19 protein-coding genes and 3 pseudogenes are annotated in these 22,314 nt (G+C 40.8%); 10 read left to right on the top strand and 12 right to left on the bottom strand.

Translation table 11 applies throughout. The annotated features are described in order from the left end of the window. Window positions 1-24: 24 nt before the first annotated feature. A complete protein-coding gene (locus CF596_RS08225; protein WP_096902037.1) occupies window positions 25-1,965 on the top strand; it encodes an ATP-binding cassette domain-containing protein in 1,941 nt (646 codons plus the stop codon). Window positions 1,966-2,197: 232 nt separating this feature from the next. Here the strand turns inward: CF596_RS08225 and CF596_RS14915 are convergent, their stop codons facing one another. The 7 genes from CF596_RS14915 to dnaA all read right to left on the bottom strand — a co-directional run bounded on the left by CF596_RS14915 (window position 2,198) and on the right by dnaA (window position 10,386). After that, entirely contained in the window at window positions 2,198-2,689 is a 492-nt protein-coding gene (locus CF596_RS14915) for a hypothetical protein (protein WP_242439139.1), read from the bottom strand. A 131-nt stretch (window positions 2,690-2,820) separates the two neighbouring features. Beyond that, the gene (locus tag CF596_RS14910; RefSeq protein WP_242439138.1) at window positions 2,821-3,066 is read right to left on the bottom strand and encodes a hypothetical protein; all 246 of its coding nucleotides are present in this window, start codon (window positions 3,064-3,066) and stop codon (window positions 2,821-2,823) included. A 529-nt stretch (window positions 3,067-3,595) separates the two neighbouring features. Continuing rightward, complete coding sequence (locus tag CF596_RS08215) at window positions 3,596-3,958, bottom strand: hypothetical protein (RefSeq protein ID WP_096902035.1); 363 nt, start codon at window positions 3,956-3,958, stop codon at window positions 3,596-3,598. Window positions 3,959-4,120: 162 nt separating this feature from the next. Beyond that, window positions 4,121-6,589 carry a DNA topoisomerase (ATP-hydrolyzing) subunit B gene (gene gyrB, locus CF596_RS08210; RefSeq protein WP_096902032.1) on the bottom strand — a complete coding sequence of 823 codons (2,469 nt, stop codon included), beginning with the start codon at window positions 6,587-6,589 and terminating at the stop codon, window positions 4,121-4,123. Between the two features lie 43 nt (window positions 6,590-6,632). Continuing rightward, window positions 6,633-7,715, bottom strand: a complete 1,083-nt coding sequence (gene recF, locus CF596_RS08205) for a DNA replication/repair protein RecF (protein WP_096902030.1) — start codon at window positions 7,713-7,715, stop codon at window positions 6,633-6,635. A 37-nt stretch (window positions 7,716-7,752) separates the two neighbouring features. Beyond that, the gene (dnaN, locus tag CF596_RS08200) at window positions 7,753-8,901 is read right to left on the bottom strand and encodes a DNA polymerase III subunit beta (RefSeq protein WP_096902028.1); all 1,149 of its coding nucleotides are present in this window, start codon (window positions 8,899-8,901) and stop codon (window positions 7,753-7,755) included. 108 nt (window positions 8,902-9,009) lie between these two features. Next, on the bottom strand, window positions 9,010-10,386 hold the full coding sequence (gene dnaA / locus CF596_RS08195; RefSeq protein WP_096902026.1) for a chromosomal replication initiator protein DnaA: 1,377 nt from the start codon (window positions 10,384-10,386) through the stop codon (window positions 9,010-9,012). Between the two features lie 659 nt (window positions 10,387-11,045). On the opposite strand from dnaA, the gene rpmH reads away from it, so the two are divergent. The 7 genes and pseudogenes from rpmH to CF596_RS14905 form a co-directional block, all read left to right on the top strand. Continuing rightward, window positions 11,046-11,180 carry a 50S ribosomal protein L34 gene (gene rpmH / locus CF596_RS08190; RefSeq protein WP_000831329.1) on the top strand — a complete coding sequence of 45 codons (135 nt, stop codon included), beginning with the start codon at window positions 11,046-11,048 and terminating at the stop codon, window positions 11,178-11,180. A gap of 31 nt (window positions 11,181-11,211) precedes the next feature. After that, window positions 11,212-11,604 carry a ribonuclease P protein component gene (gene rnpA / locus CF596_RS08185; RefSeq protein WP_096902024.1) on the top strand — a complete coding sequence of 131 codons (393 nt, stop codon included), beginning with the start codon at window positions 11,212-11,214 and terminating at the stop codon, window positions 11,602-11,604. A gap of 9 nt (window positions 11,605-11,613) precedes the next feature. Then, entirely contained in the window at window positions 11,614-11,934 is a 321-nt protein-coding gene (yidD, locus tag CF596_RS08180) for a membrane protein insertion efficiency factor YidD (RefSeq protein ID WP_096902021.1), read from the top strand. Between the two features lie 5 nt (window positions 11,935-11,939). Beyond that, window positions 11,940-13,703, top strand: a complete 1,764-nt coding sequence (gene yidC, locus CF596_RS08175; protein ID WP_096902018.1) for a membrane protein insertase YidC — start codon at window positions 11,940-11,942, stop codon at window positions 13,701-13,703. Between the two features lie 91 nt (window positions 13,704-13,794). Next, window positions 13,795-15,150 carry a tRNA uridine-5-carboxymethylaminomethyl(34) synthesis GTPase MnmE gene (mnmE, locus tag CF596_RS08170; RefSeq protein ID WP_096902016.1) on the top strand — a complete coding sequence of 452 codons (1,356 nt, stop codon included), beginning with the start codon at window positions 13,795-13,797 and terminating at the stop codon, window positions 15,148-15,150. 267 nt (window positions 15,151-15,417) lie between these two features. Beyond that, window positions 15,418-15,546 (top strand): hypothetical protein, encoded by a 129-nt coding sequence (locus CF596_RS15005; protein ID WP_277948953.1) that lies wholly within the window; start codon window positions 15,418-15,420, stop codon window positions 15,544-15,546. A 72-nt stretch (window positions 15,547-15,618) separates the two neighbouring features. Continuing rightward, window positions 15,619-15,702, top strand: a pseudogene (locus CF596_RS14905) (DUF1622 domain-containing protein); the annotation flags it as partial. 166 nt (window positions 15,703-15,868) lie between these two features. Here the strand turns inward: CF596_RS14905 and CF596_RS08160 are convergent. Then, a pseudogene (locus tag CF596_RS08160) lies at window positions 15,869-17,056 on the bottom strand (MFS transporter). Between the two features lie 158 nt (window positions 17,057-17,214). Between CF596_RS08160 and CF596_RS08155 the strand changes: the two are divergent. Further along, window positions 17,215-17,439 (top strand): annotated as a pseudogene (locus CF596_RS08155) (cation transporter); the annotation flags it as partial. Window positions 17,440-17,556: 117 nt separating this feature from the next. Beyond that, a complete protein-coding gene (locus CF596_RS08150; RefSeq protein WP_096902047.1) occupies window positions 17,557-18,258 on the top strand; it encodes a DsbC family protein in 702 nt (233 codons plus the stop codon). Window positions 18,259-18,432: 174 nt separating this feature from the next. On the opposite strand, the gene CF596_RS08145 is transcribed toward CF596_RS08150, so the two are convergent. The 4 genes from CF596_RS08145 to CF596_RS08130 all read right to left on the bottom strand — a co-directional run bounded on the left by CF596_RS08145 (window position 18,433) and on the right by CF596_RS08130 (window position 22,095). After that, window positions 18,433-18,690, bottom strand: coding sequence for a GlsB/YeaQ/YmgE family stress response membrane protein (locus CF596_RS08145; protein WP_004969785.1), 258 nt, complete (start codon window positions 18,688-18,690; stop codon window positions 18,433-18,435). Window positions 18,691-18,884: 194 nt separating this feature from the next. Next, on the bottom strand, window positions 18,885-19,412 hold the full coding sequence (gene hpt / locus CF596_RS08140; protein WP_096902014.1) for a hypoxanthine phosphoribosyltransferase: 528 nt from the start codon (window positions 19,410-19,412) through the stop codon (window positions 18,885-18,887). Between the two features lie 217 nt (window positions 19,413-19,629). Further along, complete coding sequence (gene guaD / locus CF596_RS08135; RefSeq protein ID WP_096902012.1) at window positions 19,630-20,970, bottom strand: guanine deaminase; 1,341 nt, start codon at window positions 20,968-20,970, stop codon at window positions 19,630-19,632. 159 nt (window positions 20,971-21,129) lie between these two features. Then, on the bottom strand, window positions 21,130-22,095 hold the full coding sequence (locus CF596_RS08130) for a TerC family protein (protein ID WP_019836202.1): 966 nt from the start codon (window positions 22,093-22,095) through the stop codon (window positions 21,130-21,132). Window positions 22,096-22,314 lie beyond the last annotated feature (219 nt).

Genomic DNA, 22,314 nt, shown 5'->3' with positions numbered 1-22,314 from the left:
CTTTTGTTGTGACCAGTAAGCACCATGATTCAACTTGACCAAGTTTCTTTACGCCGCGGTGGACGTGTTTTATTTCAAAAAGCGTCTATGCAAATCCATCCAGGCTGGAAAGTCGGTCTTACAGGCGTCAATGGTGCAGGAAAATCCAGTTTATTTGCTGCGCTTTTGGGCAGCTTAACTCCAGATGAAGGTATGCTAAGCCGTCCACAAGGCTGGACTGTGGCACACATGGCACAGGAAATCAAAGCGTTGGATTTGCCTGCGATTGATTTTGTGCTATCGGGTGATGAAGAATACTGGAACATTCAACAACAACTACAACATCCTGAACAATTAAATAATGACCAACTTGCGCATTTGCACGGTCGTTTTGATGAAATTCATGGTTATACCGCATCTGCCAAAGCCGCACAACTGATGGCAGGTTTAGGTTTTATGGAACATCAAAACAGCTTGGCTGTCAGTAGTTTTTCAGGTGGATGGCGGATGCGTTTAAATTTAGCACGCACCTTAATGAGTCGCTCAGAACTATTGTTACTGGACGAACCAACCAACCACTTAGACTTAGATGCAATTTTATGGTTAGAAGACTGGCTCAAAGCCTATACGGGAACTTTGGTGCTGATTTCCCATGACCGTGATTTTCTAGATGCGATTACCGATCATATTTTACATATTGAAAATAGCGAACTGACTTTATATACAGGCAATTATTCAACCTTTGAAACCACTCGCAGTGAACGCTTGGCACAACATCAACAAGCGTATGAAAAACAATTAGAAACCCGTGCTCATTTACAAAAATATATTGATCGCTTTAAAGCCAAAGCCACCAAAGCACGGCAGGCACAAAGCCGTATCAAGCAATTGGAACGCATGCAATTGCTTGCCCCCGCACATGTAGATACCCCATTTACCTTCAGTTTCCGTGAACCGACCAAAATGAGTTCGCCGTTACTGACCTTGGAACACGTCAGCATTGGTTATGCAGATAAAGTGATTGCCAGCAAAATTAACCTACAAATTACTCCGACCAGCCGTATTGGTTTATTGGGGATGAATGGCGCAGGTAAATCGACCTTAATTAAATCCTTAGTGGGTGAATTGGCATTATTGTCAGGTACTCGTAAAGCCTCAGAGTTACTCAATATTGGCTATTTTGCGCAGCATCAAATGGATGCTTTGGATGATACTGCCAGCCCGATGCTACAACTATCACGCATTGCCGATAAAAAAATCAGCGAAGCCACTTTACGCGCCTTTTTAGGCAGTTTTGGCTTTAGTGGTGAACGTATGGACACACCTTGTGAAAGTTTTTCAGGAGGTGAGCGTGCGCGTTTGGCTTTGGCTTTAATTGTCTGGCAACGCCCTAACGTACTGATTCTGGACGAACCGACCAACCATTTAGACTTAGATATGCGACATGCCCTCACCATGGCTTTACAGGATTATGAAGGTGCAGTAGTATTGGTGTCACACGAACGTCAATTGATTGCCAGTGTCTGTGATGACTTACTCTTGGTTCACGCAGGACAATGCACAGAGTTTGAAGGCGATTTACAGGATTATGCCCAATGGTTACGCCAAGCCCGTGCAGAGATGCTTAAACAAAGCTCATCTAACACAGCTCCATCCAATCCAAGTCCAGTGGTTGAAAGCAAAACCAACCTTGCTAAAGTAGATAAAGAAGCGCAACGTAAACTGGCAGCACAACGCCGTGAACAAACTCGCCCTATTCGTAAAAATATTGAAAAATACGAAGCGCAAATTGAAAAAATTCAACCGCGTCTGACTGAAATTGAAACCGAACTGGCAGATCCTGCCCTTTACGATGCCAACCATAAAGATGATTTGCTCAAACTCATGAATGAACAAAATGATCTGAAAACCAAATTGGCACAGGCAGAAGAACACATGCTTGAATTGATGATGGAATTAGAAGAACTCGAAAGCAGTTTTGAATAAGCATATCGATGAGATTTAACCCTATGCGAAATAGGGTTAAATCTCATCATATTGGATAGAAGATGCATTCTGTATGTTGCATACTCATAAACCACATTTCTAATAGTTTTTAATATTTAGTTTAGCTTCACAATCACCATACCATAAAAACCCGAGTCATTAATTTCACATGCTGAAATCTTTACTCCCCCTGTACTTGTCAAAAGGCTTCAATAACTCGCTAAATTAGAGCTTATTGTAGAGACACAAGTTGTAGCAGCCGTAGCCATAGAGACTTCTTGCGCGGCACGACTGGAGTATCTGATCCCTCAATTAAACGAGTTTCAGTAGAATCGATTTCCGAAAAATTTAATGATTTTGCTATCTGATTCGCTGTATTAGTATTACTACCTTTATTTACTTCGGCTAACTTAATCTTGAGGTTATTACTTCCCTTGATATAAGGATATATATCAAGCATTGGAAATTTTTTACCTACATTATGCTCTGCAATAGTGAATAATTGAGGTTGAGCCAAGAATTTAGATGGAAAAGTAATGGTACTTTTACTATTCAAAATAATTGACTGATTAAACTTTGGATCAATTAGATAATATTTTAGTTCAGGGTTAAAAGGTAACGCAGAACTAGCTACTGGAAAATAGCGGAATACACCATTTCCTTTATTAGTTTTATCTAAAACAATATATAAATTTTGTCCTTGATATTCAGGATCAATTTTCACTGCTTCTTTAAATTTTAAATCAACTTCAATTGACTGTTTAGCTGTAGTCGATTCAAAGAAAACTTCTCTAATTTGTTCATTCTTTGGAATGAATACATCTGCTACTAGGTGCCCTCTAGTGGTACTGCTATTTACAACAGGTACATCCTTATTAACCTCAGCTTTCCAACAAGCAGTTGCTGAACATAAAGTGAAATAGAAATACTAATCTCTCCAGCATCATTATTACTAGAAACTGTGAGATTAACTCTCAAGCGAGACATACTATCTCTTTGAACACCTTTAAATCCTTCTAGGTTTTGAGGTGTAAACGGAGGTAAAGCTGCAAAGACTGATGTCGATGATACTAATAAACTCAATGCGAATAGTTTTTTCATTTTTTATCACTTATTTAATTTTAATCATTAAATATTAAAGTTTTTATTTAATATTTCCTTTAATAAATGTAATTTACATTGTTATCTGCCAAATCTCATTCCATAACTCTTTTTAGGCGCATTTATTTCTTTAACTTGGATTCTTGCATCCCTAATGCTTGTAGTTGCTTGGTCAAGGTTGCGTTTTGTGTCTTGAAGTCCTGTAACTGATCGCTCAAGTTGTTTACATGCCGTCTTGTGTTTGTTTATTTTCACTTATCAATCCCGCAACACACGATAGTTGTATAACACTACCTATACATAATAAAAGTATGCCCACATACTCACCAAGCAAGAAAGTTTGAATTTAAAACTCAGCACAACTTTTAAATTCAAAAACTGAAATTTAAATTTAAAAGCAAAAAATCAGTTATCCACATCTTAAACCAACCATTATTTTAAATTCAAAACCCCAGTTATGGCCAAATCAGCACATTCCTTGATGATTGCTTTGGGTCATTGAATCTTAGTGATTCACAAAAATTCGCGGCTATTCAGCAGCCACTTTTACTTTACTGATACATAATTCTTGTATTTTCCAGCCCTTAATATAGCGCCAGATTTCTTGAATATACCCTTGATCATCCGCCAAACCAATTTGAATCCGACAATTAACCTGCTCACGATCGAACTCATATTCTTCTGAATCAACATTCGGTTTGATCGGTTTCCAGACACCATTATTCACTGCATGCTGAATATTGGCATAACGTGTTTCACGATTTTCCACACATGATTCTGCCGTATAAACAACTTTAAAATCCTCATCTTCATAGTGTGCTAACAGCTCCACATTGCCAGTAAAAAAGGCATTCACCCATGCATCACGTGCTTGTTCTAATTGATTATCCATCTTAATGATTCTCTTCTATTTTTGGCTTAATGTGGCACAGCATGACAGAACAATAAGTCAGTTTTATAAAAGTTATTTGGATGAATCATGACAACAACAAAAGCCAAACACAAAAAAAGCACTCCGTAGAGTGCTTATGATAATGAGAATGCTTTGGAGGAATTAAGCGTCAATATCTGCATTTAATGCATTTTCTTCAATAAAAGCACGACGTGGTTCTACATCATCGCCCATTAAACAAGAGAACATGCGGTCTGCTTCAATGGCATCATCAATGGTGACTTGCAACATATTGCGGTTTTCTGGGTCCATGGTGGTTTCCCAAAGTTGTTCCGCATTCATTTCACCTAAACCTTTATAGCGCTGAATCATCATGCCACGACGCGAGTCCTGTAAAATGTGTTGCCACACTTGATGGAAATTGTTGACCGAAATTTTACGTTCACCTTTTTCCAAGTATGCACCTTCTTCAAGCAGCGTAAACCAGCTTTTTGAATTTTTCAGCAAACGTGCATATTCAGCTGAACCCAGCAAACCTGTATCTAGTAAATAAGTATGTGGCAAGTTGTGCACATATACCGTGATTCGTGGCCAATACGTTGCCGATTTTTGACCATCTGCATCTTCTTTTTCAAACTGTTCTATACTTAATTCAGGACGCAAACTTGGCTGTAATTGCTCAATGGTTTGACGTAATTGCTCTCCCCATTGTTGTACATACGCCTGATCTGCTGCTTGATCAATTTTAAAGGCATCCAACTCCAATAAACCATCCAACAGACTTGCAGGATAACGTAGCGTTAAACGGCTCAAACTCTTTTGTGAAGTTTGATAATCTGCAATGACTTTAGCTAGAGCCTCGCCACGAATTGCAGGTGCATCAGCACTCACATGTAACTCAAGTTCATCAATCGCATTAGAAATTAGATAGGTTTCTAAAGCATCGTTATCTTTTATGTACTGTTCCTGCTTGCCTTTTTTCAGCTTATACAATGGTGGCTGTGCGATATAAATATGACCGCGCTCGACCAATTCTGGCATTTGACGGAAGAAGAAGGTTAAGAGCAAGGTACGAATGTGTGAACCATCTACGTCGGCATCGGTCATGATGATGATTTTGTGATAACGCAGTTTGTCTGGGTTATATTCTTCACGACCAATACCACAACCCAAAGCGGTAATTAAAGTACCCACTTCTGCCGATGAAATCATCTTGTCAAAACGGGCACGTTCCACATTCAGGATTTTACCTTTTAGTGGCAAAATTGCCTGCATCTTACGGTTACGACCCTGTTTAGCCGAACCACCTGCAGAGTCACCCTCGACTAAATATAATTCAGATAATGCTGGGTCTTTTTCCTGACAGTCGGCCAACTTACCTGGCAAACCTGCAATATCCAAAGCACTCTTACGGCGCGTCATTTCGCGGGCTTTGCGCGCTGCATCACGGGCACGTGCTGCATCAATAATTTTACCTGCGATAGATTTTGCTGCTTGTGGATTTTCCAACAAATATTCAGAGAAAGATTTATTCATGGCCTGCTCAACGGCAGGCTTCACTTCACTCGACACCAGTTTTTCTTTGGTTTGTGATGAGAATTTTGGATCTGGCACTTTGACCGACACAATTGCGGTTAAACCTTCACGTGCATCATCACCCGACACTACAACTTTTTCTTTTTTTAGAATATTTTCACTTTCCATGTAGTTATTTAAACCACGGGTCAGCGCAGCACGGAAACCTGCCAAGTGCGTTCCACCATCTTTTTGTGGAATGTTATTGGTAAAGCAACGTACGTTTTCCTGATAGGAATCATTCCATTGCAAGGCAACTTCTACGGTAATTCCGTTTTCAGCCTGCGAGGTGAAATGGAAAATCTCATTCAGATGGGTTTTGCCTGCATTGATATATTTCACAAATTCAGACAAACCACCTTCATAGTCAAAAATGTGTTCTAAATTGACACGTTCATCACGCAGTACAATACGCACGCCCGCGTTTAAGAAAGACAGTTCACGCAAACGGCGTGCCAAAATATCCACATTAAAAATGGTTTGGCTAAAGGTTTCAGCACTTGGCCAAAACCGCACAGTCGTACCTGATTGATTAGTTTCACCGACCACTTTCAGAGGATATTGCGGATCACCATGACGGTATTCCTGTTCATAAATTTGACCCGAACGTTTAATCGTTAATTCAAGTTTACTCGATAAAGCGTTGACCACTGACACACCAACGCCGTGCAAACCGCCCGAGACTTTATAACTGTTGTCATCAAATTTACCGCCTGCGTGCAAAATGGTCAGAATGACCTCTGCCGCAGAGACACCTTCTTCAGGGTGAATATCAGTTGGAATACCACGACCATTGTCAGATACACTGACAGATTCATCTTCATGGATAGTCACCAAAATTTCATCACAATGACCTGCCAAAGCTTCATCAATAGCATTATCGACTACCTCGAACACCATGTGATGCAAACCTGTACCATCATCTGTATCACCGATATACATGCCTGGGCGTTTACGAACTGCATCTAGGCCACGCAATACTTTGATACTAGAGGAATCATAAGCCTTTTCATTGGTTTGTTCTGTAGTAGAGACAGATTGATCTTCTGAACTCATGGTTTCTCCCTAGTGAAAAATAGGTCTATCCAAAGATAAAAAATTATTGCTCAACAGCCTGCACCGTTCCGTGATCGACCTGAAACAAACGATAAGGAATCGACAACGCTTGTAAGTGTTGTTGCACGGATTGATGATCTAAAGTGGTAATAAAAACTTGACTACCCAATTGGCTTAATCGTTCAATTAAACGTTGTTGTGCACTTAAATCTAATTCTGCTGTCAGATCATCTAATAATACCACAGTTTCCTTATTAGACGCATGCAGCATTGCAATCTGTGACAGTTTTAATGCCATAATCAATAGCTTTTTTTGCCCACGTGACAACACCACATCAGCATCGCCCATTGGGGTTTTTAGGCGCAAATCGGCACGGTGTGGCCCATATTCGGTATAGCGACGTTCCACATCTTTTTGATGATAATTGCACAGATCATTCAACAAGCCTGTTTCGGTATGAAAGCCTGCGCTGTATTCCAAACTAATGTTTAAATCAGGCAATAAATACTGTAAATCTTGCGTAAAAAATTGCTGCCATTGTTCCACTGTTCCCAAACGCTGCCGATGCAAAATCTCACCATAATCACTGAGCATTTTGTTCCACGGTTCTAAATCTGACAGACTTAAATGTCGCTGTGATTTAAGCAGACTATTACGCTGTTTTAAGGCACGTGAATAATATTGCCAAGCGTGATAAAACTCTGGTTCCACGTGGAACATCAACCAGTCCAGCAGTTGTCGCCGTGGTTTTGCACCATGGTCAATAATATCTGTACTGAGTGGATCAATATATTGTAAAGGTAGAATTTTAGCCAACTGTCCTTGGGTCGCAACAGGGTCGCCATTGACCTTAATCAACTGCTCACCCGATGCCATTTTTTGCATACCAATTTTTTCAGTCAATGACTGGGCAAATACAATCGCATCTTGGCTGCTGTTCTGAATGTAATTTTTAGGAATATGGGTGCGAAAAGATCGGCCTGTTGCCAACAAATGAATGGCTTCTAAAATCGAGGTTTTACCCGAACCATTTTGTCCATAAAAGACGTTAAACGGCTGCAACTCATGAAGTGCAACCGCTTTTAAGTTCCGAACACGCTCGATATGTAAACGCGTAATATGCATGATTCAGCTAGATTTAATCTTGAAATAAATCGCTCACTTAAACACGCATAGGCATCACAACATAGGTTTGATCTAGATGTGCTGGATCTTGTACCAATACCGATTGATTGGCTTCGGTCATTGTCATTGATACATCATCGCCATCTAATGCCCCTAATACGTCCAATAAATATTGTGCGTTAAATGACATTTCTAACGGTGAATCGGCATATTGAATCGCTAAATCTTCAATTGCTTCATCTTGTTCTGGGTTATTGGCACGTAATTGCAGGGTGTCTGTACTAAAATTCAGGAATACGCCACGCAATTTTTCATTACTTAAAATCGCCACACGTTGTAAAGATTGTTTAAATACATCATGTGCGATTAGCACGTTTTTATCGCCACCACGCGGAATCACACGGCGATAATCGGGGAACTTACCATCAATTAATTTAGTGGTAAAACGCACAGTAATCTCCGCTTGTTCTTTGTCACGACTTGGCGTACGAATGGTCACATTTAATAGTTCACGGCCAATTAACAATGCCAATTGCTCATCTTCAATACTCAACAAACGCTGCAATTCAGCCACTGCTTTACGTGGCACAATGGCTTGAATTAATTGAGTAGTTGTCGAAGAAGCTGCTGTTTCACATAAAGCCAAACGGTGACCGTCTGTGGTCACAGCACGTAATTGATTTTCATCAATTTCTAGCAAAGTACCCGTTAAATAAAAGCGTACATCCTGCACCGCCATAGCAAACGCAGTTTTTTCAAACAAACGCTTCAGCTCACGCTCCGTGACCGTCACTTGCGTGCCTTGGGCATTTTCTGTAGCCAATAATGGATAATCTTCTGCTGGCAAAGTGCCCAATACAAAGCGGCTATTGCCTGATTTTAAAATACAGCGCTGATCTTCAGTGATTTGTAAATCAATCAATGCTGCGCTTGGCAAAGATTTACAAATATCCATCAGTTTACGTGCAGGTACCGTAGTTTCCCCAGCTTGCAAACATGCACCTTCTGTCAGATTCGTGCTGGCAACCAACTCCACTTCCAAGTCCGAACCAGTAATGGTTAAGGCTTGCTCGGTCACTTGAACTTTGACATTGGATAAAATATTTAAGGTATGGCGACGTTCAACCGCTCCTACGACATGTGACAGAACATTCAGTAAGCTTTCTTTCGCGATTTTTAAACGCACGGTACATTCCTCTAACAACTGAAGATTGGAGTATAAAATAGTTTTTTTAGCAGTGTACTATGCGGCAAAAGCTGCCGCATGGCAAGAACAGAATTTGAGCAAATTCATTCAACTTTGCAACAATCGTTGCAGGTTTTTATAGTCTTCGTTAAAGATCGGATCTTCTTCACGCAGGCTTTGTACTTTTTCGCAGGCATGCATTACGGTACTGTGATCGCGCCCGCCAAATGCCATACCTATTTCAGGGAAACTGTCGCCTGTAAGTTCACGTGCCAAGCCCATCGCCAACTGACGTGGACGCGCATAAATACGGGTACGTTTTGGCCCCACCAATTCTTTGAGTGGAATACGGAAATATTCACTCACCACCCGCTGAATATTTTCGGTACTGATGGTACGAGCGCGAATTGCCAAGACATCTTTTAAAGATTCACGCACCACATCTAGATCAATTGGTGTGCCTTTAAAACGGGAAATTGCCACCACTTTATTGAGTGCGCCTTCGAGTTCACGCACATTGGCCACAACTTGCTGGGCAATAAATAAAGCACAGTTGCGTGGTAAATCCACGGCGCTGCTTTCAGCTTTCTTTAATAAAATTTCAATTCGGGTTTCAATATCTGGCGGTTCTACTCCAACTGATAAACCCCAAGAAAAACGTGACACCAAACGTGCATCCAATTCGGTTAATTCTTTTGGATAACGGTCTGAAGTCAAAATAATTTGTTTAGATTCGTCCAATAAAGCGTTAAAGGTGTAAAAAAACTCGACCAAACTGGCTTCTTTACCCGCCAATAAATGAATGTCATCCACCAATAACAAATCTAAAGAGCGGCAGTTTTTCTTAAATTCCTCAACCTTGCCCTGCTGCAAAGAGCTGACAAAATCCTGCACAAAACTTTCTGCAGTCATGTACATGACCCGCGCATTCGGTTTGGCTTGTAATAAAGCATTGCCCACCGCTTGCATCAAGTGAGTTTTACCCAAACCTGTTGGGCCATACAAAAATAATGGGTTGTGCTGTGAAGCTCCCAATTGAGTTAATACCTTGCGACAGGTTTCTGCAGCCATTTGATTCGATCGACCTTCCACAAATAAGGAAAAGGTAAATAACGGATTGAGTTGGCGTTTACGGCTTTTGGCAGAACTTTCTTCTTTTTCACGTTTAGGCTTGGCCACAGGCACAGGGCTAGATTCCAATGCAGCAGTGGTGGTCGCAGGTTGCTCACTGGCCGATAAAATCGCACCTGGGCGCGAATCGACTAAAATCTCGACCTTACGCACGCGTCCCTCAGACAACTGCTCTGCCAAAATGGTAATCAATTCCAGATGATGCTCTTGAATGTAACGCGTCCAATAAGGATTAGGCGCATAAAGTTTTAATGTATCTTCAACTTCTTCTGCCACCAATGGGCGAATCCACATTGTAAAGACATTTCCAGAGAGCTCTTGTCGCAAGCGATTTAAGCAGTCCGTCCAAAGCATGTGAAACCCCTATCTAATCCATTTATAAATTTAAAGCATCTCTCGACCGCCTGAGCGGGTCGCCATTCTAACCAAGTTATCCACATCTGTCATGACAAAATCAGCAAAATCGCTCAAAAAAGGAATCATTAAACCTGAATTTAAATTTAAATGCGGTGTGGATAAGTTTATCCGCAAGGTGTGGATAAAATATAGCACAAAGTTATCCACAAAGTATTAAAATCATAAAAACATGGATATCCACAATCCAAAATTTTGTTTTATAACGTAAAAAATAGGTTTTCAACAGAAAAACGCTTCCCTAATAATAATAAATTTAAATTTATAAATTTGAATTTATTTATAAGAGCCGCTGCAACTGTGGATAATTCAATCAGAGTTTAAATTTAAATTCAAAACTCAGAATTCTAAAATTAAACAGCATAGCTTGTGGATAATTGTGTGAATAATATTGTTAATAACTTATTAGTCAAGTATAAACAACCATTTATCTTGTGTATGCTTTGTTTTGTTCAATCAATCAGTACGTTGAGCTCAAGCCTGCTGAGAGAGAAAAATTTAGGCTTATTTTGCAAGAAACCGTGTTTTTCATTGACAGCTCAAGCAATGAGCACTAAAATCGCGGACCTTTATAGAAAGATCATTTTTGGAGTTTCGATATGAAACGTACATTTCAACCATCTGAATTAAAGCGTAAGCGCGTTCATGGTTTCCGTGCTCGTATGGCTACTAAAGCTGGTCGTCAAGTATTGGCTCGCCGTCGTGCAAAAGGTCGTCACAGCTTAACTGTTTAATACAGTCACGCTGAATCGACTCTTGGGTGTTATGACAACACTTTATGGCTTCAGCACAGAGTTGAGATTACGCTGTGCTGCCGATTATAAAGGTGTGTTTGATGGTGCGCTTTTTAAAGTGCATCAACCCCATTTCTTATTTCTTGCAAAACATTCCGAACTGCCGAATAGCCGTTTGGGGCTTGTCGTTGCAAAAAAGAAAGTGCGTCGTGCACACGAACGAAATCGAGTAAAACGACTTGCTCGCGAAAGTTTTCGCTTACACCAACAGCAATTAAATGACTTAGATATTGTGGTCATGCCCAAAGTTGGGATAGATACGGTATCTAATGCGGAATTGCATCAGCAATTACAATTTGCTTGGCAAAAGTTGCAACGTCTTGCCAAAAAGCATTCAAAAATAGCTCCCTCCCCACAAAAGTAGAGATGGCCAATGGTACGTTTACTGCATTGGTTGATACGTTTCTATCAGATCGCGATTAGTCCTTTATTGGGACCACGCTGTCGCTATATTCCAACATGTTCTCAATATTCTTTGGAAGCAGTGCATACGCATGGTGCTGTACGTGGTGTGTGGCTGGCTACAAAACGTATTTGTCGTTGTCATCCGTGGGGTGGTTCGGGCTATGATCCAGTCCCGCCAAAAGTCATTCGTTTTATTTCATTTCAGCAAATAGATTCTCAAACGCATCACATTCATGTACCCTTTCGTGATCGTTTATTGAACCAAAATCACTCTAACCACTTGGGGTAATAGATATGCAACAATGGGCCAGGTTTGCAATTCTCGGGGCCATGTTTGTCGTCGCATATTTGCTCATTTTGGCGTGGCAAAAAGATTATGGAAATGCTGAAACAGCACCGCAGCAAAAAACTGCCGTTGTTTCGCATGAAGTATCTGCAGATTTGCCGAATGGCCAAACGGCTACAGCAGCTTCTGATGTACCGCAAGCAAATATTCCTGCACAGCAAACAACCGATGCCACAGCACCTGTAAGTCAGCAGCTTATTTCAGTACAAACTGACCTTTATCATCTTTGGATCAATCCGAAAGGTGGTGATATTGTTCGTGTTGAATTACTCAATCATGACAAAAATAAAGACAGTGACGAACCTTTCGTCATGCTGGAAAGCGATGCTAAGCGCACCTATGTCGCGCAATCTGGGTTGATCGGGCTGAATGGTCCAGACAGTAGCCGTAATGGCCGCCCAAGCTATGAAATTGAAAAATCGACTTATAGCTTAGCCGATGCCAAAGAAAGCAAAAATAAAGCGGGTGAAACAGTTAAAACTTTAACTGTCCCAATGGTATATAAAACTGCCGATGGTGTAGAAATCATCAAAACCTTTAGTTTTACTGAAGGTGAATATCCTGTGCTGGTGAATCACAAGGTGATTAACCGCAGCAGCCAAAACTGGCAAGGTCAGATGTTTGGTCAGCTAAAACGGGATAATTCAGACGATCCTGGTAAGTCAGATCAAGGTATTTTTACCTTGGGGACTTTCCTTGGCGGCGCATGGGGAACACCTGAAGAACACTACAACAAGTTGAAATTTGAAAATTTTAATGATGAAAAATTGAATGTTGAAGCGACTGGCGGTTGGGTGGCAATAGTTCAGCATTACTTTGTGAGTGCTTGGGTTCCGGGTCAGTTAAAATTGACACAGGCTGATGGTCAACCGTATGCAGCAAAGTTGGAATCACGTAAATCTAGCGATGAAATGAACATTATTGGCTTTACCTCGCCAACCATTAATGTGCCTGCAGGTACGGTGGCAGAAGTTGATGCGACCTTCTACTCTGGTCCAAAAATTCAGTCTGAATTGAAAGATTTGGCTACAGGTTTGAACCAAACTGTGGATTATGGCTGGTTATGGCCAATTGCAAAATTATTGTTTATTGGTTTGCAATTTTTCCATGGCTTAGTGGGCAACTGGGGTTGGTCAATCATCTTATTAACCATTCTTGTCAAACTGATTCTTTGGCCGTTATCGTCTAAGAGTTATCGTTCTATGGCGAAAATGCGTGTGATTGCACCAGAAATGCAGCGCATGAAAGAGGAATTTGGCGAAGACCGGATGCGTTTCTCGCAAGAAATGATGGCACTTTATAAACGTGAACAAGTAAATCCACTGTCTGGTTGTTTGCCATTGTTATTACAAATGCCAATTTTCCTTGCCTTGTACTGGGTATTGATGGAATCGGTAGAGTTACGCCATGCACCGTGGTTAGGTTGGATTCAAGACTTATCGGCAATGGACCCTTGGTTTATCTTACCATTGTTGATGGGTGTGACCATGTATGTTCAACAAATGTTGAACCCACAGCCAACAGATCCAATGCAGGCAAAAATCTTCCGCATTATGCCTGTGGTATTTACCGTGTTCTTATTGTTCTTCCCTGCAGGTTTAGTCCTGTACTGGATTGTCAACAACTTGATTACGATTTTGCAGCAAAGCTTGATCAACAAAAGTGTTGAAAAAGACCGCGCTAAACGAGAAGAAACAACTCCAGCCAATTAAGTATGGCTGAGCTGCTGAATAAATCCGCTTAAGATGGTAATCTTAGGCGGATTTTTCTTTGCATGTATTTTGAAAGTTTTAGGTGAATTTTATGTATAACCGCAGCACCATTGCCGCAATCGCGACTCCACCTGGCCGTGGTGGTGTGGGGGTGATTCGCTTGTCGGGGCCAAAAGCCTATGCGATTGCCGCAGCCTTGACTCAAAAAGACTTGCCCAAAGCGCGTTATGCAGGTTTTCGTCATTTTTTCGATGCAGCCGATGAAGTTATGGATGAAGGTTTGGTGATTTGTTTCCCAAATCCTCATTCATTTACTGGCGAAGATGTAGTGGAACTACAAGGGCATGGTGGACCAGTGATTCAAAATGCCTTATTGGCACGTTTACTGGAACTCGGCGCAACGGCTGCCAAAGCGGGTGAATTCTCGATGCGCGCCTTTGAAAATGGCAAGTTAGATTTGGCGCAGGCCGAAGCCATTGCCGATTTAATTGATGCCACCTCACAAGCCGCTGCGCGTTCTGCAGTGCGCTCCCTTCAAGGGGCTTTTTCCACCAAAGTGAATACCGTGTTGGAACAGTTAATTCACTTACGTTTGCATGTTGAAGCTGCCATTGATTTTCCTGAAGAAGAAATTGACTTTTTGGCTGATGGGAAAATCCTCAAATTACTAGATGAAGTGGCTGCTTCTGTGACTGCTGTGCAACAGTCTGCGCGTCAGGGACAATTGTTGCGTGAAGGTTTACAGGTGGTGATTGCAGGCAAACCCAATGCGGGTAAATCCTCCCTACTCAATGCCTTGGCTGGCATTGAACGTGCGATTGTGACCGATATTGCGGGCACTACACGTGACGTATTGCATGAAAAAATTACCTTGAATGGCTTACCAATTACCCTGACTGATACTGCAGGTTTACGTGAAACAGGTGATATTGTGGAGCAGGAAGGGATTCGCCGTGCGATGAAAGAAATTGAACAGGCAGATTTATTGTTATTGGTCTATGACTTGAGTCAAAACGAAGATCCGTTGCAATTGGCACAGCATTATTTTGCTCATCATATTGAACCGAAGCGCTTAATGTTAATTGGCAACAAATGTGATTTAACTGGTGTACAAGCTGCAATCTCAGATTTTAATGGTTTTAGACATATTACTGTGTCGGCCAAGCAAGAAACAGGTGTTCAATCGCTCATAGAGGCGATTACAGCGCATGCAGGCTTTCAGCCCGAAGAAGATACCTTTATTGCACGTACTCGTCATTTAGATGCAATGAAGCGCACGCAGCAGTATTTGGCTGAGGCACGTGAGCAATTGGTGGTCTATCATGCGGGGGAATTGGTGGCCGAGTCATTACGTCTTGCGCAAAATGCTTTGGGTGAGATCACTGGCGATTTCTCTGCAGATGATTTGTTGGGTAAGATTTTTGGATCGTTTTGTATCGGAAAATGATTTTAGCGATTACTTCCTGATTTGATATAAAAAAGCATTAAGTTTTAGTGGCTTAGTGCTTTTTTTATTTTTCTGGTATTTAATATAAATTTTTATAAAAAAGCACTTTGCAAATTTTCTAGTATCCTTTTAGTCACAAGCGTTGGTTCAAATCCCATCAGTCTTTTTAAACCACAGCATTTAAAGCTATGATGAGAAAATAATCAAAAATTGGCGCTCAATTCAATCCTAAATGCACGAGATGAAATCTCTGATGGAGGTTTTTGGATGTTTGAACTGGCTTTTTTACGTGAAATACTCATTTCTTCGGTTCATTTTCTGCAATTGTCACTCGAAACTATTTCTGTGATTTGCGTGGTGATTGGTCAGCTTAAAACTTTATGGGTGCTGGTTTAATTAAAATCAGGGCGTACTGCACGTTATTGTTTTGGGGATTGGCTTGCGACGGCGCTTGAATTTCAGTTAGCTACAGATATTTTAGCCACTACGGTAGATCCAGATTTAGATAGCCTGATTAAATTGGCGATTATTGCCGTCATTCGAACTTTTTGAATTATTTTTTGACCAAAGAGTTAGAGCATCAAGCCATCAATGAAAAATAATGGCTGCTGAGTTTGAGATCAAAACAGAAGACATAGTTCAATTTCTTTACAAGGTTTGAATAAACTCAGCTGATTCAAACCTTGTCCTGATTTTAACTTTTAGTTTAGGTAAAAACTCATCCTAAAACAGGTTTGTTCTGCAACTGGCGATACCAAATAATGATGTAGCCACATAGTAAGCAGATGGCTGCACAAAAGCTAAGCACGGCAGTGGTTAACCCAAAATGATCGGCCAAATAACCCACTGCAATAATTGGCAGAATTGTGCCTAAATAGCCCACAAATAAATAGGTTGACATCACTGCCGCACGATTCTGTAGATTGGTCATGGCATGAATTAAGCCAAAAGCGCCAATCAATGCCAAACCATGTCCTATTCCTAGCAGTACATCACTGACAAAAAATAGAAAACTCCAATGTAAATACATGCATGCACCGAGTACCAATAAACTGAATAACAGCAAATACAGCCCATAATTTAGGCATTTTTGTGCAGGAATAGCTTTGGAAAAATACTGCACCAATGCTGAAATCAGCAAAATACTGGTGATAGCCAAACCACTGACTAAAGGCCCGTGCCACGGAATAATCACTTGCACAAAAGATGGAGAGAGCGAAGCAAATAAACTAAATGCAGCAAAGACACAGAATGCGGTTAAACCCGTAATATAAAATTCTGCATGAAAGCGTGGTTCTGGGCGTTCTAATTTTGGGGCAATCGAGAAGGTTTGTGGCGTAAATTCAGGTGGTGCTAAACGTAATAATCCAATAAAACACAGTACTGCACCCAAAATGACTGGAATATATGGACTAAACAAAGGCGCTGCTGAAAATTGTGCCACACCACCACCGAGCAAAGGACCTAAGCCAAATCCGACTGCGGTAATGACTGAACTGAGCTGTGGTGCATGCGCTTTATGTGATTGGGGGATACTCCACATTAAGCCAATTAACGCCGATGTGGTCATCAGACCTGAAGCAATCCCAATCACAAAACGCCCCGAAGCAAGCTAAAGCGCATTAGTGGCAAACATTGACAGAATTAGTCCGAGGGTGATGATGACTAAACCCAGTTCTAGGGTTTTTAAGAAGCCAATACTGTTGCTGGTACGCCCTAAAAAAAGCAAGGTGGCCAAACAACCGAGCATATACGCCACAAAAATGAAGGTGATATGGCTGGGTAAAAGCTGCCACAGTTCCTGATAAATTGGATATAGCGGGCTTACAAGTGCCGTGCCCATGGTGCCAATAATCAGGGCGAGGCTGATCATCACAAAAGGATGCCAAGATTGAGATTGAGTCATAAAAAACTCGATTGATGGCTAAACTGTTGAGTTTAATCTCATATAGTGAGATATATCACTCAGTGTAAAGACAAGCCTTGAATGTGGTCAAGCCTATTTGTGGTTAAGCATAGCGTTTCAGCAACTTCATAAATTCTTCCATTTCATGTTCATCGGAAGAAATTCGTGAAGTGATTGCAGAGTTACCAGTCAGTGTGATGATTACAGACTTGCATGTTTGGAAAGTTGGACAGGGTAAATTTTCCTGTATTTTGGCATTGGAAACTGCACACGATTTAGACGCAGATCAAGTCCGCACTGCTCTCGCTATTCATGAAGAAATTGTGCATATTTCAGTAGAAAATAATCTGCCATCAGGCTTGAAGGTTCCACGTGAAACCTAAAGCGTTGCATAGCAAAAACGAGTTGTAGCAATTACGTAATTCTGGCTTAAAAATTCTGAATTGTGTACAACTTTCAGCTTAGAATCAGGCTAAATTTATTTTATTAAGATGAAACATATGATTAGACAATTCAGTTTAGCTGTCTTAATCGGATTATGCAGTGCGGTGAGCATGGCAGATGTTGCAACGGTTAGTAAAAATATCAAACAACAGCATCCGCAACTGAAATTAGACAATATTCAAGCCACAGAAATGAAAGGTATTTATAGTGCCTCTATGGATGGTCAAGTGGTGTATTTGAATGAAGATGCGCAACATATTTTGGCGGGTTCCATGATTCGGTTAAAGGATCAGCATAACCTGACCAAAGATTTATTGATTCAACAAAATAGTGTGGATTGGAAAAAGTTACCGTTACAAGATGCGATTAAAAGTGTGCGAGGTACGGGAAAACGTCAGATTGCGATCTTTTCTGACCCAAATTGCCCATATTGTAAACAGCTTGAGGCTGAACTGAAAAAGCTGGACAACATTACAATCTATACCTTTATTTTGCCGTTAAAAGCGCAATCTGTCGCGCCGTCTAAACAGGTGTATTGTGAGAAAAACCCTGCACTTGCTTGGGAAAACCTGATCACAAAAGCACAATTGCCTAAAAGTCAAACCAGTTGTGCTAACCCTGTAGAACGCAACATGGCTTTAGCACATCGTTTAGGCGTAAACGGTACGCCAGCGATTATTTTCTCGAATGGCTTTAAAGTCATGGGAGCTTATCCTGCGGCACAAATTGAACAGATTTTTAAAGAATTCGGTCTTTAAGAACGGCTATTTTGATCTGATATTGGCACCTACAGTTATAACGTGTATCTCAGAACAAACCTATAATTTGTGATTGCAAAGTAGATATAAAAAAACCGCCTTAATTTTAAAGCGGTTTTTTTATATGAGAATAAACAGTGTTTGATAGAAAAATAACAGTCGTTAACATATTATTTAAGCACGTGATTTTTTCATAAAAGTATTATAAATAAACAAAATAATCAGCGCACCAATGATGGAAGCAATAAAACCTGCGGCAGAACCATCACCATACAATCCCATCATGCGCCCTGCATAGGTTGCTAATAAAGATCCTGCAATCCCGAGTAAGGTGGTGACAATAAACCCTGCTTTGTCATCTCCAGGATGAATCGCACGAGCGATTAAACCTGCAATAAAACCCACTACAATTGCGACAATTAATGACCACATGAGCAGCTCCTTGTTATCTTTGTTTATGTTTTACATCATGTTTCAGACTTATATTTGCTGAAAAATTCCAAGGAAAATAGTCGAATAATGCTACAGCATGTTGTGTTTTTGTCCTGTTAGATAGATGAAGTGCAAATTTTAGCCATAAAAAAGTGATCTAAAACGATCACTTTTTAAAGCGAGGCGTGTTTGTTTTATAAGCCAATTTCGCCAATAAACGGAATATGACGATATTTTTGGTCATAATCTAAGCCATAACCGACAATAAACTTATCTTCAATTTCAAAGCCCATAAATTTAACTTCAAGTTCAATTTCACGGCGTGATGGCTTGCTAATTAAGCTGCATAGCTCAATTGAATTTGGCTCGCGGGTTTGCAAAATTTCCATGACTTTATTTAGGGTGTTGCCCGAGTCGATAATATCTTCAACTACCAAGACATCTTTACCGCGAATTTCACCATCTAAATCTTTTAAAATTTTCACATCACGTGATGATACAGTGCCCCCGCCGTAGCTAGATACAGTCATAAAATCTAGTTCATGCGGCTTGTGAATGGTGCGGCATAAATCTGCCATGAACAACACAGAGCCACGTAATAAGCCAATTAAAACCAACTCTTTGTCGCTATTGGCATAGTGAGCATTAATTTTTTGACCAAGTTCCTGAACTTTTGTTTGGATTTCTTCTGCAGAAATCAAAACCTGCATTTCAACTGTCATGGGTAGATACCTAAAAAGCAAAAATAAAAAAGGTGTTGACCTGCAACACCTCAAAATATGCTCTAATTTTAATATATCTTGCGTGATGTTGCACGTGCTTGCATGGTTAAAATAGCATCATTTTTGTGCAGAATGAGAATCTGAGCGTAACAACAAGGCACAACCGAGTATCAGGATTGCCCATCCTATAGCTTTCATATACGTGGGTTGTGCAGGTTTAGCCACCTGTTGCTGAGTTTTGATCGGGTTGGTAGTAGGCACGTTGTCCATAAATATAGGTCGCATGAATATTACGGTCATCTGCTAAAGTAATGAGGGCAAATAGTGCATCTTCAAGATGTTTGGCACGTTGTTGTCTTAAGCGTTGTAAAGCTGTGGCATTTAAATCGAGCACTACAAAATCCGCTTCTTTGCCTACCTTAAAATTACCCAGCTTATCGTCTAAGTCTAAAGCTTTGGCAGCGCCTAATGTGGCGTGATACAACGCTTCAAAAGCAGAGAGTTTCGCGCCTTGCAGTTGTTGCACTTTATAGGCTTCATTGAGGATATGCAGTACATTAAACGTAGTGCCTGCGCCAATATCTGTACCTAAGCCGACCTTCACCTGTCGCTCCCAAGTTTTATGTAATGGGAATAAACCGCTGCCTAAAAATAAATTGGAGCTGGGGCAAAAGGCAATTGCAGAATCGGTATGATGCAAACATTGCCACTCATGCTCTTCTAAATGCACACAATGCGCAAAAACCGAACGTGAGCCTGTTAAACCATAGTGATGATAAACATCTAAATATCCATTTTGCTCTGGAAATAATTGTTTCACCCATGCAATTTCATTGTGATTTTCACTTAAATGGGTATGCACATAAACATCGGGATATTCGGTTTTAAGTTGCCCTGCCCGTGCCAGTTGTTCAGGGCTAGAAGTCGGTGCAAAACGTGGGGTAATCGCGTAGAGGTTACGTCCTTTTCCATGCCATTTTTCAATCAAGGCTTTAGAGTCTGCATAGCCTGTGTCTGCGTTATCACACAATGCTTCGGGCGCATGCCGATCCATCAGCACTTTGCCTGCAATTAAACGCATTTGATGTTGTGCAGCCGCCTCGAATAACGCATCTACCGATTCAGGATGTACCGTACAAAACACCAAGGCTGTGGTGGTGCCATTTTTAAGTAACTCCTGCACAAAAAATTGTGCAATCTGATCGGCATAGCCTTTATCTGCAAATTGCAGTTCTGTTGGAAAAGTATATGTATTCAACCATTCCAGTAATTGTTCACCATACGCGCCTATCATTTCGGTCTGTGGAAAATGAATATGGGTGTCGATGAAGCCAGGCACTATGAGATGATCAGGATAATGATGGAACTCTGTGTTGGCGTTTAGCTGTGCCTGCCCTTCTTGCCATGAACCCAACCACTGAATTTTGCCTTGTTCACAAATTAACAAGCCATCCTCTATATAGCGGACGTGTTCTGAAATTTGATCGGCTTGGCTGACGCAGTTTTTGAAATCAAGAAAGCAACCACGAATTGCGGTGCGTTGTACAGGAGATGGCATAAACAACCTACATTTTTCATTTTTTCAAGAGATTGTACATTAAATGTAGCTTGCAGCAGTACGATAAAATTTATCGTACGGTCAATTAAAACTTAGCGTAATGAATACAAAAAGCCTTCTCGAAAGAAGGCTTGCAACGATGATGGGGAATGTTAAATTTTATAATGTGGTTTCATGGTGTTTACGACTATGTCGAATTGATAACCACGCAGTGATTGTCAGTACAAGTACAATAAAGCCGAGTGAAATCCAGATAGGCATGTGGAACACATCTAACATCAGCATTTTAAAACCAATAAATAGCAGAATTAAACCCAGTCCATACGGCAAATAATGCATTTTAGTCGCTGCGCCTGAGAGCAAGAAAAACATGGCACGTAAGCCTAAAATAGCCATAAGATTTGCGGTGAGTACAATAAACGGATCGGTAGTCACCGCAAAAATTGCAGGGATGGAATCCACGGCAAAAATAACGTCAGATGCTTCGACCAAAATTAAAACTAAAAATAATGGCGTTGCCCAAAGTACGCCATTTTGGCGAACAAAGAATTTGTCTTGTTGTAGTGTTGGGGTGATCCGCATGTGTTTGCGTAACCATTTCAATAATGCCATATCTTCAATATTGCTGGCTTCTTGTTCTGGGCCTTTTAAGAATTTAAAGCCTGTATAAACCAAAAATGCGCCAAAAATATACAAAATCCAAGAGAATTCTTGTATGAACCAAGCCCCAATAAAAATAAAAATGGTTCTGAGAATAATTGCGCCCAGTACGCCGTAGAGTAAAATTTTACGCTGTAAGCCCGGTGGAATGGCGAATGCGGCGAAGATCATCATCCACACGAATACATTATCGATCGCCAGTGATTTTTCCAGTAAATAACCCGCAAAGTATTCCATGACTTTGGTATTGGCGACTTCTAGCCCAACGCTGTGTTTCAGATACAGCCATAAACCGCCACCAAATAAAGCTGCCACACTGACCCAGGCGATACTCCAATACGCAGCGGTTTTGACTTTGACCGATTCGCCTGCTTTTTGTTTAAAGCCTAAGAGGTCGATAGCGAGCATGACTGCAACAATTGCAAAAAAGACCAGGTATAGCCATAAATTGCCGATAGATTCCATATAATCTCCACATCCGACAATTGGCCATAAAAAAAACTTGACCCGTTGTCAGATGATTTCAAAACATCTGTAACAACATGATCAAGGTCTTGCCTACATAGAGCGGACTTGTGTCAACAAGTCTGTGCGCTATGCTCAGCGTCCGACTTTTTGCAAAGTGTAATGACGAAACGCTGACACGTTAAAGTTATATTTTAACGCTTGGAGGAGGCTACTCCC

The sequence above is a fragment of the Acinetobacter sp. YT-02 genome (assembly GCF_002412355.1).
Classification (GTDB): domain Bacteria; phylum Pseudomonadota; class Gammaproteobacteria; order Pseudomonadales; family Moraxellaceae; genus Acinetobacter; species Acinetobacter towneri.
Note: the sequence above shows the minus strand (reverse complement) of the source record. Positions and strands in the feature narration are given on the sequence as shown.